Raw genomic sequence first — 14,661 nt, 5'->3', positions numbered from 1 at the left:
AAAGTCGTGTTGATGCGGCCTGCACCCGTCGCCGGTTACCGCGGCACCCGGTCCCCGTTCTTGCCTGAATTCGATCCGTTCTGGGCCCGGATCGCCGAAACCGGCGTGCTGGTGACGCTGCATGCGTCGGACTCCGGCTACCAGCGGTACATCAACGACTGGGAGGGCACCAGTCGAGAAACGCTGGCGTTCAAGCCCAACCCGTTTTACGACGCCGTGTCGCCCGGTCGGGCCATCAACGACACTATTACTGCGGCGATCTGCCACGGCATGCTCAGCCGATTCCCGACCGTCAAACTCGCGAGTGTGGAAAACGGTGGCAGCTGGGCGATCTCGTGTCTCAAGGCGATGGAGAAGACGTACCAGAAGATGCCCCGCGAATTCGCAGAACACCCCCGCGAGGTATTCCTGCGAAACCTGTTCATCAACCCGTTCTGGGAAGACTCCGTCGAGGATCTGGTGAACCTCATGTCACCCGAGCACATCCTGTTCGGCTCCGATTACCCCCACCCCGAAGGGATGGCCGACCCACTGCACTGGGCGAAGGAAATGGGCGACTTATTCCCTGCTGCTGACGTGCGAAAGATGATGGGCAGCAATATGTTTGGTCTTCTCGGGCTGACGCATCCAGGCCACTGACCCGCCGCCGGCGAAGCAGATCGCAACGATCGGCGGCGGCCGGGCAGCGTTCCCTGGGGCCAGCGACCCTGGGAGGTGACGCCCGGCGGAGGGATCGGCCGCGACTCCGTGGACATCGATCATGTCACGCGATTGATGGGTAGGCTGGCTCAGCTTTAACGTGTTAACCTCGCTAAGCGGCACCTGACCGTCTCGTACCGGTAGAATACCGTGGGCACACTGCAAGAATTTGGTGGACGTCAACGGAGGGCATTAGGAGACAGATGAAACCCGAATTGTGGTCGTCTGTCTCCGAGCGGCTTTGTGATCTGTCAGGGAACGAGAACCATGTTGTTGTCTGAAGGACGTCATGACTGAGCAGCCGAACGCGGCTCGTGCCTTCACCTATCAACACGATGGGTTGACGTTGGCCTATGCAGTGGTCGGCGACGGACCTCAGCCGATCCTGTTCGTCCATGGCGCGACCGCGACCGGTGAATTCGAGTGGGCTGACCTGGCCGCCGCCCTGGGGCCGGGCTATCGCTGCATCCTGCCCGATCTACGCGGCCACGGTCGGTCGGAGTTCCGGCCGACGGCCACGAGTGGGACCGCGGTCCGCTCGGACCTGCGCTATCTCATCGAGTACCTGGACCTGGGGCACCCGCACATCGTGGGTTTCTCCTACGGCGCGGAGATCGCGTTGACCCTGGAGCTGGAGAACCCGGGAACCGCCGAATCGTTGATCCTCATTTCCCCCGGGACGGGACGCCCCAGCGACTACCGCGCTCCTCGGCTCGAGCATCTGCACCGCACGTGGCCCTTCGCGCTACGACGCCTGCACGAGGCCACCCATGGGCCCGAGCACTGGCGCGACCTGGTCACGGCGCTGCACGAGGACAGCGTGTCATGGCCCGAATTGAGCGACGACACGTTGGCCGGCATCGCGTGCCCGATTCTGTTGATGGCAGGCGAGCGGGACGAACCGACGCGTCGGCAGCAGGGTCGGCGGTTCGCACAAGTCAATCCGCGAGCCCGGTTCGTCGAGATTGCGGGCGCGGCGCATTCGGCCCACCAGAAGTGCCCAGATACGGTCAGGGGAATTATCGGTGACTTCCTGGCCGAAGTCGACCTCGAGAGAGCGGAGCGTCATGGCGCGGTCAACTGAGCTGAAGGCGAAGAAGAATCATGAGCCGGCGGAGGCGCCCGTACCGAGTTGGCAGAAGGACAGTGTCGATCGGTCGCTGCGCAACGCCCGCGCGCGCGCCCAGGCCCGCAGCGACCGCTTCGTCTCTGCCGCAATAGAACTCCTCGGGGAGCGAGACGAAAGCGATTTCACCATCCAGGACGTCGTCGACAAATCCAACATGTCGCAGCGGACGTTCTACACCTTCTTCGACGGCAAAGACAGCCTGCTGTTGGCGGTGTACGAGACGATCCTGCGGACCACGGCGATGCCGATGATGCGCGAGCGGTGCGAGGGCATCACCGATCCAGTGCTGCGGCTGCGGACCCTGATGGAGGCCCTGTCCGAAATCACCGCGATGCCGGCCCGACTGGCGCGCGGGCTCAGTGTGTTGCACCTGCGGCTCGCCGAGTCCCGCCCCAATGACCTCGCCTACGCCCTGGAACCGCTGCACTCCTTCATCGTCGAGTTGCTTGGAGAGGTCGCTGACGCCGGCCTGCTCCGGGACGACGTCCCGCTGGCCAGCCAGGCCGCGCTACTTCAGGAACTGCTGCTGGCTACCGCGCACTCCACGGTGTTGTCCGGTGGGCGGTCGACCAGTGTCGACTACCTGTGGGCGTTCTGCTCGGCGGCTATTCTGCGCACGACGACCTGACAGGCGAGGCGGCTCTGCTCAGGTCACCGCGCCACTGACCTTGAGGTCGATCAGTTCTTCGTCAGACTTGCCGAGATCCCGCAGAATGTCGTCGGTGTGCTCAGCGAATTGCGGTGCCCGCGTGAGTTGTACCGGCTTCTCATCGAACTGGACCGGGTTGGTGACCAGTTCCCGCGCAGTGCCCTCGCTGTCGAGCACTTCGGCGATCAGGCCATTGGCCCGCAAATCCGGGTCATTGCCCACCTCCCACGGATCCTGCGCGATGGCCCACTGGCCTTCCATGCCGGCGAACCGGGTGACCCATTCGGCGAGGGGCCGCGCGGCGAGCACGTCCTGCACGACCTCGGCCGCCTCCGTCGCATTGCCCATCAATGCCTCGACGGTGGCGAACCTTTCGTCGATGATGAGATCCTCACGCTCGATGTGCCGACAGAACTCGGGCCAATAGCGCCCCGGTTGGAGCATGGCCAGGACGAGCCAACGGTCATCCGCGGTTCGGTAATTGCCGACCAGTGGGTTCGTCGGCGCCGAGTTGCCGGGGGCGCGGGGCTCCGGGCAGCCGCCTTCTAGCAATGCGAAACCCACCGGGAGCGCGTTGGCCCAGGCACCGACCCCGAGCAGGGACACGTCAATGACAGAAGTCTCACCGGTGCGCTGCCGGGCGAACAGAGCGGCGGCGATGCCCCCGGCGATGGTCATTCCGCCCAGCGAATCACCGTAGGCGCCGGCAGGCATCTTGCACAGGCCGTCGTAGTCCACCGGGGTGGTGCCCACCGCGCTGCCGGCTCGAGCCCAGAAGGCGGTGCTGTCATACCCGCCTTTTTCGCTGTCGGGCCCGCTGGCGCCGAAGGCCGATCCGCGGACGTAGATGATGTCCGGATTGACCCTGCGGACGTCGTCGAGCTCGATACCCAGCCGCCGGCGCGCCGCGGGCAGAAAGTTGGTCAGGAACACGTCGCTGGTGCGGATCAGTTCGTGCAGTACCTCCAGCGCCCCGGGCTGCTCGAGCGCCAGGCCGAGGCTGCGTTTGCCCCGATTGGGGTGTTCCATCAACGGTGCGAAGGACCCGCTGCTGCCGACCGGCATGCCCATCAGGGCGCTCAGGCCACGCTGGGCATCGCCCTTTTCGGCGTGTTCGACCTTGATGACGTCGGCGCCCCAGTCGGCCAAGACCGCACCCGCGGACGGGACGAAGGTGAACTGTGCCACCTCGAGCACCCGGACGCCGTCCATCGGTCGGATCACTATTCCTCCTTTGCAGTTTCAATGTTGGCCCGGAGAAGCCCGTTCGCGTCGAGGGCGGATCAGCTGCTCGCTGGACGGACGTGGACCACGTCCATCATCACCTCGCGTGGCCGCGTGATGACGTGGTGCAGCACGTCGGCGACCGTGCTTGGGGCGAGAAGCTTGGTGCCGCTCATCCGGGTGAGGTAGCCGTCGGCTTCCCATAGCGGCCAGGCCTTTTCGAGGTCGCCCGGGCCGAAGTTCTCGTGGATTCCGGTGTCTGCGACCGCGCCGAGGATGACCAGGGTCACCCGGATGCCCTCTCGGCGCAGCTCCTTGCTCATGGCCCCGGTGAACCCGTTGAGGCCGCGCTTAGTGGCGGCGTAGAGGGTCATCATCGGCATGTCGTCGAGGGTGATCTCGGAGGAGATGTTCATGATGTCGCCGCCGCCGGCCGCGCGCAGCAGCGGAATGGCCGAGCGCGTGGTGTAGATGGGAGCCACCAGGTTGGTATTGATCGTGACGGCGATGTCTTCGTCGCTGGCTTCTTCGATCAGCCGAATCCGGCTAGCGCCTGCGGAGTTGACCAGTACGTCGATGCGGCCGAACTGCGCTGCGATCTGATCGAACGCGGCGTGCACATCGTGGCTGCTGGTGACATCGGTGACGATCGGGACGGCGCTGGGCCCGACGATCTCCACGACCTCGTCGAGAAGCAGTTTGCGGCGGGCCAGCAGCACCACCGTCGCGCCATCCTGCGCGAGGCGAATTGCGGTGGCCCGGCCGACGCCCATCGACGCGCCGGCGACCACGGCGACTCGGCCCTCCATGCTCTGCGACATCAAGCTCCTCAATGTTTTGCCGTGTGCGGCCCAATCGACATCGGCGGATCATCGTGCGTTCGCAATGCACTTGTTCCTTGCAAAGAACGCACATATCGTTCTACCATGACGCGTACGTGATAGTCATCACCTGGTCCGAGAAGCTCGTGTCCGGCAACAGTGCAGAAGGAGTCGGTTGTGGTCACAGGTGTCACCGGCAAAGAGGCGAAGGACTGGGCGTCGGAACACCTGTGGGGCAACTGTAGTTCGCTGTACACCCCGTTCTGCGGTCTCGACGGCGACGAAATCGACTACGAGGCGCTTCGCGCGTTGGTGCGGCACTGCCTGGTCGAGCTGGAGCAGGACGGTATCTGGCTGACCGGCGGCATCGCCGAGTTCTGGTCACTGACCACCGACGAACTCAAGGAAGTAGCCCGGGTCGCCATCGCGGAGGCCCGACGGGTCAAACCAGGCGCGTTGGTGCAGGTGATGTCCAGCACCGACACGGCCAAACAGGCCGTCGAGCTCACGTTGAACGCCCAAGAGTTGGGCGCCGACATCTGCTACATCCTGACGCCCTATTTCGAGTGCTCCGGAAAGCCGGGCGTGCTGGAATACTTCCGCTACGTCGCCGACCGCACCGACATGCCGCTTGGCTTCTTCAACTCCCACTCGACGGGGCTGGTACTGACGCCCGAGGAATGCGTCGAGCTCTACCACGAGGTTCCGGCACTGTGTGGGCTCAAGAACGGGCTGCTTGACGCGCAGCACAGCCTGGCAATCCATCAGCTGGCCCCCGACATGGTCATCTGGGAAGCGGCCGACGAGGCCGGGATCCGGTTGGGGATACCCCACCCCGGGGCGCTGGGTTCGGCGCTCTACCTCTACGAGAAGCCGGGCGCACCGCTGTTCCGGGAATGGCGAGAACTGCTGGTGCAAGGCGATTTCGAGCGCGCCGACACCTTCGCCGCCGAGACCGGCTTGACCGCCATGCGTGAGGCGAGCCGCCGCTATCAGTCACATCCCGCCCGACCCGGAATGTTCACCCACTGGGGAGCCGGATTCAAATTCGGCGCCTCGTTGCTCGGACTGCCCATCGGCGACCACCCCGCCCGACCCCCGCAGACTGCGTTCCCCGACGATCTGAAGCCGCCGATCCGTCAGGCCTACGTCGCCTCTGGGTTCATCGAATCTTAAGAACGGGCGGCTGTCGTGGAGGTGCGCGAATTTCGCGCGGGGGTACGGGCCTGGATTGACGAGGTCGGAGAGCCGTTGATCCCGGCCATCGAGGACCAGAGCGTCGAAGCGCAGTTGGACCACCAACGTCGCGTGCAGCGGTTGTTGTTCGACGCCGGTTGGATGCGCTGGGGATGGCCGACGCGCATCGGTGGACTGGGGGGCTCGCCCATCCTGCGCGCCGTCCTCGGCGAGGAGCTCACCAGCAGAGCGCTGGTGCACACCACATCCTGGTCGATGCACGAAGTGCTCGGGCCGGCGGTGGCCGAGTTCGGCCGGCCCGACCTGGTCGAGGACATCTTCCCGCCGCTATTGCGTGGCGAGGAATTCTGGTGTCAGGGGTTCTCCGAGCCCGACGCGGGCAGCGATCTGGGATCGATGCGGACGACCGCGCGCCCCACCCACGACGGCTGGGTGATCAACGGAGAGAAATTGTGGACCAGCTGGGCTCACCACGCCACCCGGTGCGTTGTGTTGGCCCGTACCGGTGGTCCCGGATCGCAGGGTATCAGCGCCTTTCTGGTGGACATGGACACACCAGGGGTGACGGCGAGCCCACTGGAGACGATGGCCGGCGTCGACGAATTCTGCTCGACGTCGTTTGTCGACGTCGAAGTCTCCGCGCAGCGTCTGCTCGGTGAGCTCGACGCCGGCTGGCGGGTCGCCCAGTTCATTTTGTCCTGTGAACGCGGCCCGATCTTCTGGCAGCGCGGCGCCTGGCTTGCCCACCATCTTGGTCTGCTGCTGCGCACCGCAGGCGACGGAGCGTCCGTGTCGGCGCTCGGCGAGGCCTATCAACTGTTGTGGGCCTTTCGTGCCACGTCGAAGAGCACGCAAGAGCGCATCGCCGGGGGTGATCTGCCGGGCCCCGAAGCCTCGGTGGACAAGATCATGATCGCCGCCGCCGACCAGGCCGTGTTCGATGCGGCCCGGGATCTGCTGCGCGGCGACATGGAAACCAGTGACACCGCGCGCAGCCGGGCGTGGCGGCGCGAGTGGGCGTACTCGCGAGCGGCCACCATCTACGGGGGCACCAGCGAGATTCAGAAGGAGATCGTGGCGGCGCGGCTGCTCGGATTGCCGAGAGCGCGTGACTGACGCCCACACCATCGACGCCGCGGAGCGGGCCCTGATGGCGGCGACGGTTCGCGGACTGGCCGAGGAGCTGGACGGGACCGAGCTTGCGCAGGCACTCGATGCGTTCGGGTTCGCCGAGCTGCTCGCCGAGGCGCCCAGGGATGCGGTGTCGGCGCTGTTCACCGCGCTCGGTCACACCGGCTCGATGTCGACGTCGCTGCAGGATGTCCTGCTCCGACCGCTGGCCGAATACCTGCCGGCGGGGACGACGGAATGCAACGTCGTGCTGCCCGGCATCGGCGCCGACCTGGTCGGCGCGACCGACGGCGAGCTGCTGGCGGTGCACGGCCTGGTCATCGGGGCGCGTCCGGCCCCGAGATATCTGGCGCCCGTCGCGATCCGCGGTGAGCTGGCCTGGATCGACTTGCAGGAGTCCTCGGGGATCTCCACGCGGCAGGTCGACGGTCTTGATCCGGCGCTGGCGATGACCGAAGTCAAAGGCGTCGACGTGATGGCCGACGTGCTCATAGCGGGGAAGTCGGCCGTCGCCGCCTGGGATGCGGTGGCGACGGCGGGCCGGCTTGCACTGGGATACCAGATCATCGGTGCAGTCGGCCAGATGATCGACCTTGCCGTCGACCATGCCCGCAGCCGGGTGCAATTCGGCCGGCCCGTTGGCTCCTTTCAAGCGGTTCGAACTCGCCTGGCCGACGCACACGTCGCCCGGGAGGGTGCCGCCGCGGCCCTCGCCTCGGCCTGGGACGCGGACGACGCCGTTTTGGCGGGTCTGCTGGCGAAATCGTTGGCGGGGCGCGCGGCCCGAATCGCCGCCACACAGTGCCAGCAGGTGCTGGCCGGCATCGGCTTCACCGCCGAGCATCCCTTCCACCGATTCTTGGCCCGCGCACTGGTACTGGATTCGGTGCTGGGTTCGGCCAGTGAACTGCCCCGGGTGATCGGTGCCCAGTTGATTTCGGCCGGGACGATCCCCCGGCTGGTGGACCTGTGAGCGGCGGCGATCCGTCCGGCACGGATACCCATCCCGCCGTCGTCGTCGACCGTCTCGGGCCGGTGGCGCGCGTGACCTTGGCCCGGCCCGAGAAGGCCAACGCTATGGATGCCGAGATCACCGATGCCCTGCTCGCGGCGGTTCTGGCGCTGCGTGACGACCCCGAAGTGCACGCGATGGTGCTCACCGGTCAGGGCGGCGCGTTCAGCGCCGGCGGGGACTTCGAGACCATCCGCGCGATGCGCGACGACCGCCAGCTGCGCGAGACAGTCTTGGCTGCCCACCAGGAACTGTTCTGGGCAATGACGCGACTGCCGTTTCCGACCGTGGCCGCCGTCAATGGCCCCGCGGTCGGTGCCGGCGTGACGGTAGCGCTGCTGTGCGACCTGGTCGTGATGGCCGAAGACACTTTTCTCAGCGACCCCCGGGTGTCGCTCGGACTGCTCGACGGCGCCGGCGGGTTGGTGCTCTGGCCGTTGCTGACCAGTCTGTCCGCCGCCAAGGAACATCTACTCCTGGGAGACCGGGTCAGCGGCGTCGAAGCCCATCGCCTGGGGCTGGCCAACCGTGCGGTACCGGCATCCGACGTGCTGGAGGAGGCGCTGCAGCTGGCTAGGCGGCTCGGCGCGCTTCCGCCGCAGGCCGCCCGGCAGGCGCGCCAGCTGCTGAACTTTCATATCGATCGGGCCGCCGCGTTACTGCCACAGTGTGCCCGCGCGGAAATCGAGTGTTTTGACACCGAGGAGCACCGCGCGCTGCTGGAACGTCTGAGTGCGCGGGTGGCAGCCAAGAACGCGAGGACGCCGTAATGGGAGCCGGTACCCGGGTCGCGCTCGTCACCGGCGGAACCCGGGGGATCGGTCGTGCTATCACCGAGGGGCTGAGCCGATCCGGTGTCGTGGTGGCCGCGGCATACGCCCGCGACGTCGCGGCGGCGAACACGGTGCGCGACGATGCCGCGCGGTGTGGGGCCACCGTGACCCTGCATCAGGCCGATGTCGGGGAACCGGCTTCCTGCCAGCGGCTGGTCGCCGAGATTCTTGATCAGCACGGGCGGCTGGATTATCTGGTCAACAACGCCGGCGTGGTCAACGAGCAACGCCTCAGCGAGGTCAGCCCCGAGGATTGGCACCGTCAGCTCGCGGTGAACCTGTCTGCGGCGTTCTTCCTGAGCCAGGCCGCCCTGGCGCACATGACCCAGCAGCGTTTCGGGCGGGTGGTCAACATCGGCTCGGTCACGGCGCTGCTGGGCAGCCCCGTGCAGGTCGCTTACGGCGCCGCCAAGGGCGGCATCGTCGGCCTGACCAGATCCTGTGCGCGCGCCGTCGCCCGCAAGGGCATCACCGTGAACTGCGTCATCCCCGGCAGCTTCGACACCGACCTGGCGGCCGAGCTCGTGTACACCGACCGGGACGCGGTGACGTCGATGATCCCGGTCGGGCGCTGGGGCCGTCCCGAGGAGTTGGCGCACGCCGTCGCGTTTCTGCTCGACGACCTCGCCGCCTATGTCACCGGCGCGGTCCTGACTGTTGACGGCGGAATGAGCATGGGCGGATGAGGAAGAACCGAACCCGGCTCACCGCGAGCGCTATCGTGGCGCCGCCGGTGGCGCCGGACCGCCTCGCGGAATACCGGCGCTTCGGCTACGTCAGCGACCAGACGATCTCAGCGTCGGTCGTCCGCGCCGCCCGCCAGTGGGGCTCACGGCCGGCCGTCATCGAAGGCGGCCACCAGCTGACCTACCAGGAGCTGCTCGAGGTGGTCGAACGCGCGGCCGCGTGGCTGGTCGGCGCCGGCGTCGGGCCCGGCGACGTGGTCTGCTGGCAGACGCCCAACTGGTGGGAAGCCCACGCGATGGGCCTGGCGATCTGGCATGCCGGCGCGGTGAGCTGCCCGATCGCCCCGTTCTACCGGGAACACGAACTGCGTCAGGTCATCGAGCAGGTAAGACCGGCCGCGGTGGTGACCGCCGAGACGTTCCGGGGCTTCGCCCACGCGGAAGCCTTCGACGACCTGCTCGCCGGGACCGGTCTCGGCGACACCGCCCGGGTCATACTGCGGGGAACCCGGCCCGGCTGGTCACCGTTCGACGTCGTCGTCTCGCACGGCCGGCGCCAAGAGGCCGCCGCGCTCGCGCCCGATGAACCCTGCCTGGTCCTCTTCACCTCGGGGACAACCGCGGGCGCCAAGGCCGCGGTGCACTCCTCGCGCACATTGCTGGCTGAAACCCGCCAGCTCGCCGATGCGTGGGGCCTGTCCTGGGAGGACGTCGCCTACATGGCGGCCCCGCTGCAGCACATCACCGGCGTGCTCAACGCGATGACTATTCCGCTGTTGGTCGGCGCCTCCGCGGTGCTGTCCGAACGGTGGGAAGCTGGCGTCGCAGTCGCCGACATCATGCGCCACCGGGTGACCTATTCGGCCGGAGCGACGGTATTCCTGCAGGAATTGACCGACGCCGCCCGCGGCGCCCGCGTGCACCTGCCGCTGCGCATGTTCGCCTGCGGGGGGGCCGCGGTGCCGCGTGCGGTGATGGAACGCAGCGAAGAACAGGGAATTCCGGCGGCGCGGGTGTACGGCATGACCGAGCTTCCGACCGTGACGGTGATGAACCGCGCCTATCCTTTCGACCTGCGTGCGGAGACCGATGGCGCGATCGCCCCGGGAGTGCAGGTCCGGGTCGTCGGTCCAAACGGCGAGCCGGCCCCCGCGGGATGTGCGGGGGAACTGCTGGTGCGCGGACCCGAGCAGATGCTGGGTTATCTCGATGCCGAGGCCAACCGGGGCGCCCTCGACGACGCGGGTTGGTTCTCCACCGGGGACGTCGGCCTGGTCGATGCCGCAGGCTTCGTCACCATCACCGGGCGTGTCAAGGATGTGATCAACCGCGGCGGCGAGAAGTTCTCCGCCCGCGACATCGAAGACCTGCTCGTCGCGCACCCCGCGGTGCGGCATGCCGCCGTGGTAGCCGGACCCGACGCGAGGTTCGGTGAGGTTCCGGTGGCGTTCGTTGTGTTGGGTCAGCCGGGTCAGGCGTCCGTCGAAGAGCTGTCCCGGCACTTGCACGCTACCGGTCTGGCACGCCAAAAGACGCCCGTCGCATGGCATTTCGTGGACGCTCTGCCGATGACACCGTCGGGCAAGGTCAAGAAGTTCGAGCTGGTCGCAACCGCGGACACCGTGGAAAGGCAAGGATGAATCTCGATCAATTTCGCGCGATGCTCACCCTGGGTGGCGACGCCGAGGGCCGCACGGTGCTGCCGGTTCCGGACCCGAGCGTCGAGCGGATCTTCGGCGGGCAAATCATGGCGCAGCTCATCGCGGCCGCCGCGCCGCCGGGATCGGCCAAAACAGTGAAGTCACTGCAAATTGCGTTCCCCCGCGCCGGACGCGCCGCCGAGCCGTTGTACCTGGACCTGGAGCAAACCCACGACGGACGCTCGCTGGGGCATCGGCGTGCCGTGGCGTGGCAGGGCGAGGAGGCCGACCGCCGGGTGGTGGCGACCGCGTCGATCCTCGTCGACCGCGCCGACGACAGCTACGACTACCAGTACACCGCCGCTGCGGCCGGTGATCCGATGGCGGCCAAGCCAATTGACTTCGCGGTGATCCCGGGCGAAGTCCGCCTGATCGGCGACGGACTGGATGTCGAGGATGCGGTGGCCGCGGATCTGGGGTTCTGGATGCGCTGCCCGGACTTCACCGATACCGAGCTTGCCCAACCCGTCATCGCCTACATCTCGGACTGGCCGCTGATCGGCACCCTTCTCAAAGCGGTGCCGGGGGTCAGCCAGCGCGACGCCCACGTCAGCGTCCAAACCGGTGTCGTGACCCATTCGGTGTGGTTTCACCAGCAGTTCGACGTCGCGCAGTGGCTGCGAGTGCAGATCCACGGCGTGCGATTGGTCGGTGGCCGCGGCTTCGGCACCGGCGACGTCTACACCCAGTCCGGAACACATGTCGCGTCCTTCGCGCAGGAAAGTGTCATACGGACCCCACCGAAAGGAATGCAGCCATGACAGCGCAACACTTCGTCCGCTACGACGTCGACGACCGGATCGCGGTCATCACCCTGGACCGCCCCGACGCCGCCAACGCCCAGACTCCGGGCATCCTGAAGGATCTCGATGAGGCGTGGCGGCACGCCGACGAGGACCCCGAGGTCCGGGTCATCGTTTTACAGACCACCGGCAAGCACTTCTCCGCCGGGCACGACATGTCGGGCACCGATCCGTCGGCTGACGGGCGCAGCCTGAGCCCGCAGCGCACCGACGGCAAGCTGCTCGCGGAGACCTACTACGACTGGGAGACCCGCGGCTACCTCGAGTACGCGAAGCGCTGGCGGGACATCCCCAAGCCGTCCATCGCCGCGGTGCAGGGCAAGTGCATCGCGGCCGGGCTGATGCTGTGCTGGCCGTGCGACCTGATCGTCGCCGCGGACAACGCCCAATTCTCCGACCCGGTCGGCCTGATGGGCATCATGGGCGTCGAATACCACGCTCACACTTGGGAGCTCGGGCCCCGCAAAGCCAAGGAGATGCTGTTCACAGCCGGTTCGGTGACCGCCGAGGAGGCGCTGCGCGCCGGGATGGTCAATCACGTTGTGCCGCTGCAAGACTTGCAGACCGCCACCATGGATCTCGCCCGCCGCGTCGCGCAGACCGATCCCTGGGCGCTGCGCATGGCCAAGCGGGCGGTCAACCACACCTTGGACACCATGGGCTTCTCAACGGCGATCGCCTCGTGTTTCGACATGCATCATCTCGGCCACACCCGGGCGCTGGCCGCGACCAACGGGCAGACCGTCGTGATGGCCGACCTGGAACGGATGAAAGCCGCGGGCCGCACCAAGTGAGCAGCTGAAGCCATCGAATGGCGACGTTATGTTGCCATTCGTGTAGCGTGACGGCTATGGTCAGTTCGACACGGCGAACGAGGGGCGTGCAGCGCGGTGCCCGAAGCCACCAGGTGGTCGAGAAGGTGCGCGCGGCCACCATGGCCGAACTGGCACGGGTGGGGTTCCCGGGGCTGACCATCGAGGGAGTCGCCAAAGTTGCCAATGTCAATCGCACCACAATCTATAGGCGGTGGCCGTCCAAGAGCGCGCTGCTGTTGGCCGTTCTGGAGCCGGGGCTTCAGCGCTTCGACCCCGATCCGGATACCGGTTCACTCGGGGGCGATCTCCTGGCCCTGATGCTCATGATCGGGGAGACCGCGGCCTTGCCCGAGGGGCAGGCGGTCCACCGCGCGGTCGGGTCGACGTCGGACGAACTCAAGGAGCTCGTCGGAGCCGTGAATGACCGTGCGCTCGGCGCATTTCGTCGAGCCCTCGATCGCGCACGCGCCCGAGGCGAGGTGGCACCAACCGACGACACCGAAGTGATCGCGCACCTGGCGTTCTTCGGCGTCGTGCTCTGGGGGGAGACCCGCGAGCGGGCGCCCACCGAGGAAGAGTGCCGCCGCATATTGCGAGTCGTGCTCGCGCCGCTGGCCGGCAGTCCCTCGGCGCCACCTGCGCGCTTAGACAAGTGAAATCAGTTGCTGTCAGCACACACAGGTTTGGGAACCGCGTCGGCGGCAACTATGAACGTCTTTGAAAATCGTGACGCCAATCAATATTTTCGGTTGCCCGTTTGTGGGGCCGGCTTCGCGCACTAGGCGGCGTCTGCGTCGGCCGACCAGAGCTGGTCGATGGCGGCGACGGCCTTGTTGAGGCTTTCGGCGGCAAGCGGTTTGAGATGTGCCATTGTCGGGTTGGCATCGGCCGTCGTGAGTTCGGCGGTGATGAACCGCGGCTGCAGGCCGGTCACCGACAGGGCATGTGCCAGCCAGGTCTGGGCATGATCCCAGCCGTCGCGCGGCGTGCCCGGACCATAACCGCCGCCGCGGCTGGCCAGCACGATGAAATCGGTATCGCCGAGCAGGCCGGCATGGGTCTCGCCGTCGATGGACAACCCCAGTGCGATGACGTGGTCGACCCAGGCCTTGACCGTGCTGGGCGGACCGAAGTTGTACAGCGGCAGGCCGAGCAGGACCGCGTCGGCCTGTTTGATCTCGTCGATCAGCTCCGCGCTGAGCGCGAACGACGCGTCTTGCGCCCGCGTGCGCTGCTCGGCGGTCACCATTCGCGCCACTCCGGTCGCGGCGTCCAGGTGCGGGATCGGGCAGGTGCCAAGATCGCGGTAGGTCACCGTTCCGCCGGGATGGGCGGCCCGCCACCGATCGGCGGCCCGAGCTGTCAGTCGCCGACTCACCGACAAGTCACCCCGGACCGAGGAATCTAGGTGCAGCAGGTGTGACATCTCTAACCCTCCATGGATCGTTGGTTGACCGTCCACCTTGAAGCTAGCGCAGAAATCATTGAATGGCAACATTATGTTGCCATTCGTGCTAGCGTGGTGGCTGATGGACAGTTCGACGCGCCAAACGAGGAGCCTGCACACATGACGCTAGACCTAACGCCGGATCAGCAGTTGTCGACCACGCGCACAGTGCGCAAACGCCTGGATTTGTCGCGCCCTGTCGAGCGGGAGCTGTTGGAGGAGTGCTTCGACCTCGCCTTCCAGGCACCAACCGGTGGCAACCAGCAGGGCTGGCACTTTGTCGTCGTCACCGACGCCAACCAAAAGAAGGCTCTTGCCGAGCTGTACCGGGAATCCCAAAGCGAGACCGAGCCGCCGTCGGCCCCTCCCGGACAGGAGGCCGTGATGAAGTCGGCCGCCTACCTCGCAGAGCACCTCCAGGAGGTGCCGGTCCTGGTCATCCCGTGCATCGAAGGCCGGTATGAAAACGCTCCTCCCCTTTGGCAAGCCATAGCGTGGGGATCGATCCTGCCCGC

At 66.8% G+C, this 14,661-nt stretch carries 16 protein-coding genes; 13 read left to right on the top strand and 3 right to left on the bottom strand.

All coding sequences use genetic code 11. The features are described from left to right. The 3 genes from JWP83_RS28440 to JWP83_RS28430 form a co-directional block, all read left to right on the top strand. On the top strand, window positions 1-639 hold a 639-nt coding region (locus tag JWP83_RS28440; protein WP_297738279.1), incomplete at its 5' end, for an amidohydrolase family protein. A gap of 349 nt (window positions 640-988) precedes the next feature. Next, a complete protein-coding gene (locus JWP83_RS28435; RefSeq protein ID WP_297738277.1) occupies window positions 989-1,783 on the top strand; it encodes an alpha/beta hydrolase in 795 nt (264 codons plus the stop codon). Beyond that, window positions 1,767-2,456, top strand: coding sequence for a TetR/AcrR family transcriptional regulator (locus JWP83_RS28430; RefSeq protein ID WP_297738275.1), 690 nt, complete (start codon window positions 1,767-1,769; stop codon window positions 2,454-2,456). Before JWP83_RS28435 ends, JWP83_RS28430 begins: the two co-directional genes overlap by 17 nt. Before the next feature lie 18 nt (window positions 2,457-2,474). On the opposite strand, the gene JWP83_RS28425 is transcribed toward JWP83_RS28430, so the two are convergent. Both JWP83_RS28425 and JWP83_RS28420 read right to left on the bottom strand, forming a co-directional pair. Next, the gene (locus tag JWP83_RS28425; protein ID WP_297738281.1) at window positions 2,475-3,689 is read right to left on the bottom strand and encodes a CoA transferase; all 1,215 of its coding nucleotides are present in this window, start codon (window positions 3,687-3,689) and stop codon (window positions 2,475-2,477) included. Between the two features lie 71 nt (window positions 3,690-3,760). Then, window positions 3,761-4,522, bottom strand: a complete 762-nt coding sequence (locus JWP83_RS28420; protein WP_297738273.1) for an SDR family oxidoreductase — start codon at window positions 4,520-4,522, stop codon at window positions 3,761-3,763. A 177-nt stretch (window positions 4,523-4,699) separates the two neighbouring features. Here JWP83_RS28420 and JWP83_RS28415 point away from each other — a divergent pair, with 177 nt between their 5' ends. Genes JWP83_RS28415 through JWP83_RS28375 form a run of 9 tightly spaced genes read left to right on the top strand, consistent with a single transcriptional unit; the run spans window position 4,700 to window position 13,355 of the window. Then, on the top strand, window positions 4,700-5,698 hold the full coding sequence (locus tag JWP83_RS28415) for a dihydrodipicolinate synthase family protein (protein ID WP_297738271.1): 999 nt from the start codon (window positions 4,700-4,702) through the stop codon (window positions 5,696-5,698). Window positions 5,699-5,713: 15 nt separating this feature from the next. Beyond that, a complete protein-coding gene (locus JWP83_RS28410; RefSeq protein WP_297738269.1) occupies window positions 5,714-6,835 on the top strand; it encodes an acyl-CoA dehydrogenase family protein in 1,122 nt (373 codons plus the stop codon). Next, a complete protein-coding gene (locus JWP83_RS28405; RefSeq protein WP_297738267.1) occupies window positions 6,828-7,823 on the top strand; it encodes an acyl-CoA dehydrogenase family protein in 996 nt (331 codons plus the stop codon). The genes JWP83_RS28410 and JWP83_RS28405 overlap by 8 nt, the downstream gene beginning before the upstream one ends. Further along, window positions 7,820-8,632, top strand: coding sequence for an enoyl-CoA hydratase/isomerase family protein (locus JWP83_RS28400; RefSeq protein ID WP_297738265.1), 813 nt, complete (start codon window positions 7,820-7,822; stop codon window positions 8,630-8,632). The genes JWP83_RS28405 and JWP83_RS28400 overlap by 4 nt, the downstream gene beginning before the upstream one ends. After that, window positions 8,632-9,381, top strand: coding sequence for an SDR family NAD(P)-dependent oxidoreductase (locus JWP83_RS28395; protein ID WP_297738262.1), 750 nt, complete (start codon window positions 8,632-8,634; stop codon window positions 9,379-9,381). Before JWP83_RS28400 ends, JWP83_RS28395 begins: the two co-directional genes overlap by 1 nt. Beyond that, window positions 9,378-11,021 (top strand): AMP-binding protein, encoded by a 1,644-nt coding sequence (locus JWP83_RS28390; RefSeq protein WP_297738260.1) that lies wholly within the window; start codon window positions 9,378-9,380, stop codon window positions 11,019-11,021. Before JWP83_RS28395 ends, JWP83_RS28390 begins: the two co-directional genes overlap by 4 nt. After that, window positions 11,018-11,842 carry an acyl-CoA thioesterase II gene (locus JWP83_RS28385; protein ID WP_297738258.1) on the top strand — a complete coding sequence of 275 codons (825 nt, stop codon included), beginning with the start codon at window positions 11,018-11,020 and terminating at the stop codon, window positions 11,840-11,842. Before JWP83_RS28390 ends, JWP83_RS28385 begins: the two co-directional genes overlap by 4 nt. Beyond that, window positions 11,839-12,678: an enoyl-CoA hydratase gene (locus JWP83_RS28380; RefSeq protein ID WP_297738256.1), complete on the top strand. Its 840-nt coding sequence runs from the start codon at window positions 11,839-11,841 to the stop codon at window positions 12,676-12,678. Before JWP83_RS28385 ends, JWP83_RS28380 begins: the two co-directional genes overlap by 4 nt. 56 nt (window positions 12,679-12,734) lie before the next feature. Continuing rightward, on the top strand, window positions 12,735-13,355 hold the full coding sequence (locus JWP83_RS28375) for a TetR/AcrR family transcriptional regulator (RefSeq protein ID WP_297738254.1): 621 nt from the start codon (window positions 12,735-12,737) through the stop codon (window positions 13,353-13,355). Window positions 13,356-13,477: 122 nt separating this feature from the next. Here JWP83_RS28375 and JWP83_RS28370 read toward each other — a convergent pair whose 3' ends face one another. Continuing rightward, the gene (locus JWP83_RS28370; RefSeq protein ID WP_297738252.1) at window positions 13,478-14,125 is read right to left on the bottom strand and encodes an NAD(P)H-dependent oxidoreductase; all 648 of its coding nucleotides are present in this window, start codon (window positions 14,123-14,125) and stop codon (window positions 13,478-13,480) included. Between the two features lie 141 nt (window positions 14,126-14,266). On the opposite strand from JWP83_RS28370, the gene JWP83_RS28365 reads away from it, so the two are divergent. Then, the coding region (locus JWP83_RS28365) for a nitroreductase family protein (RefSeq protein ID WP_297738250.1) at window positions 14,267-14,661 on the top strand (395 nt) is incomplete at its 3' end.

The sequence above is a fragment of the Mycobacterium sp. genome (assembly GCF_025965855.1).
GTDB lineage: Bacteria > Actinomycetota > Actinomycetes > Mycobacteriales > Mycobacteriaceae > Mycobacterium.
This window is presented reverse-complemented; position numbering and strand designations above follow the sequence as displayed.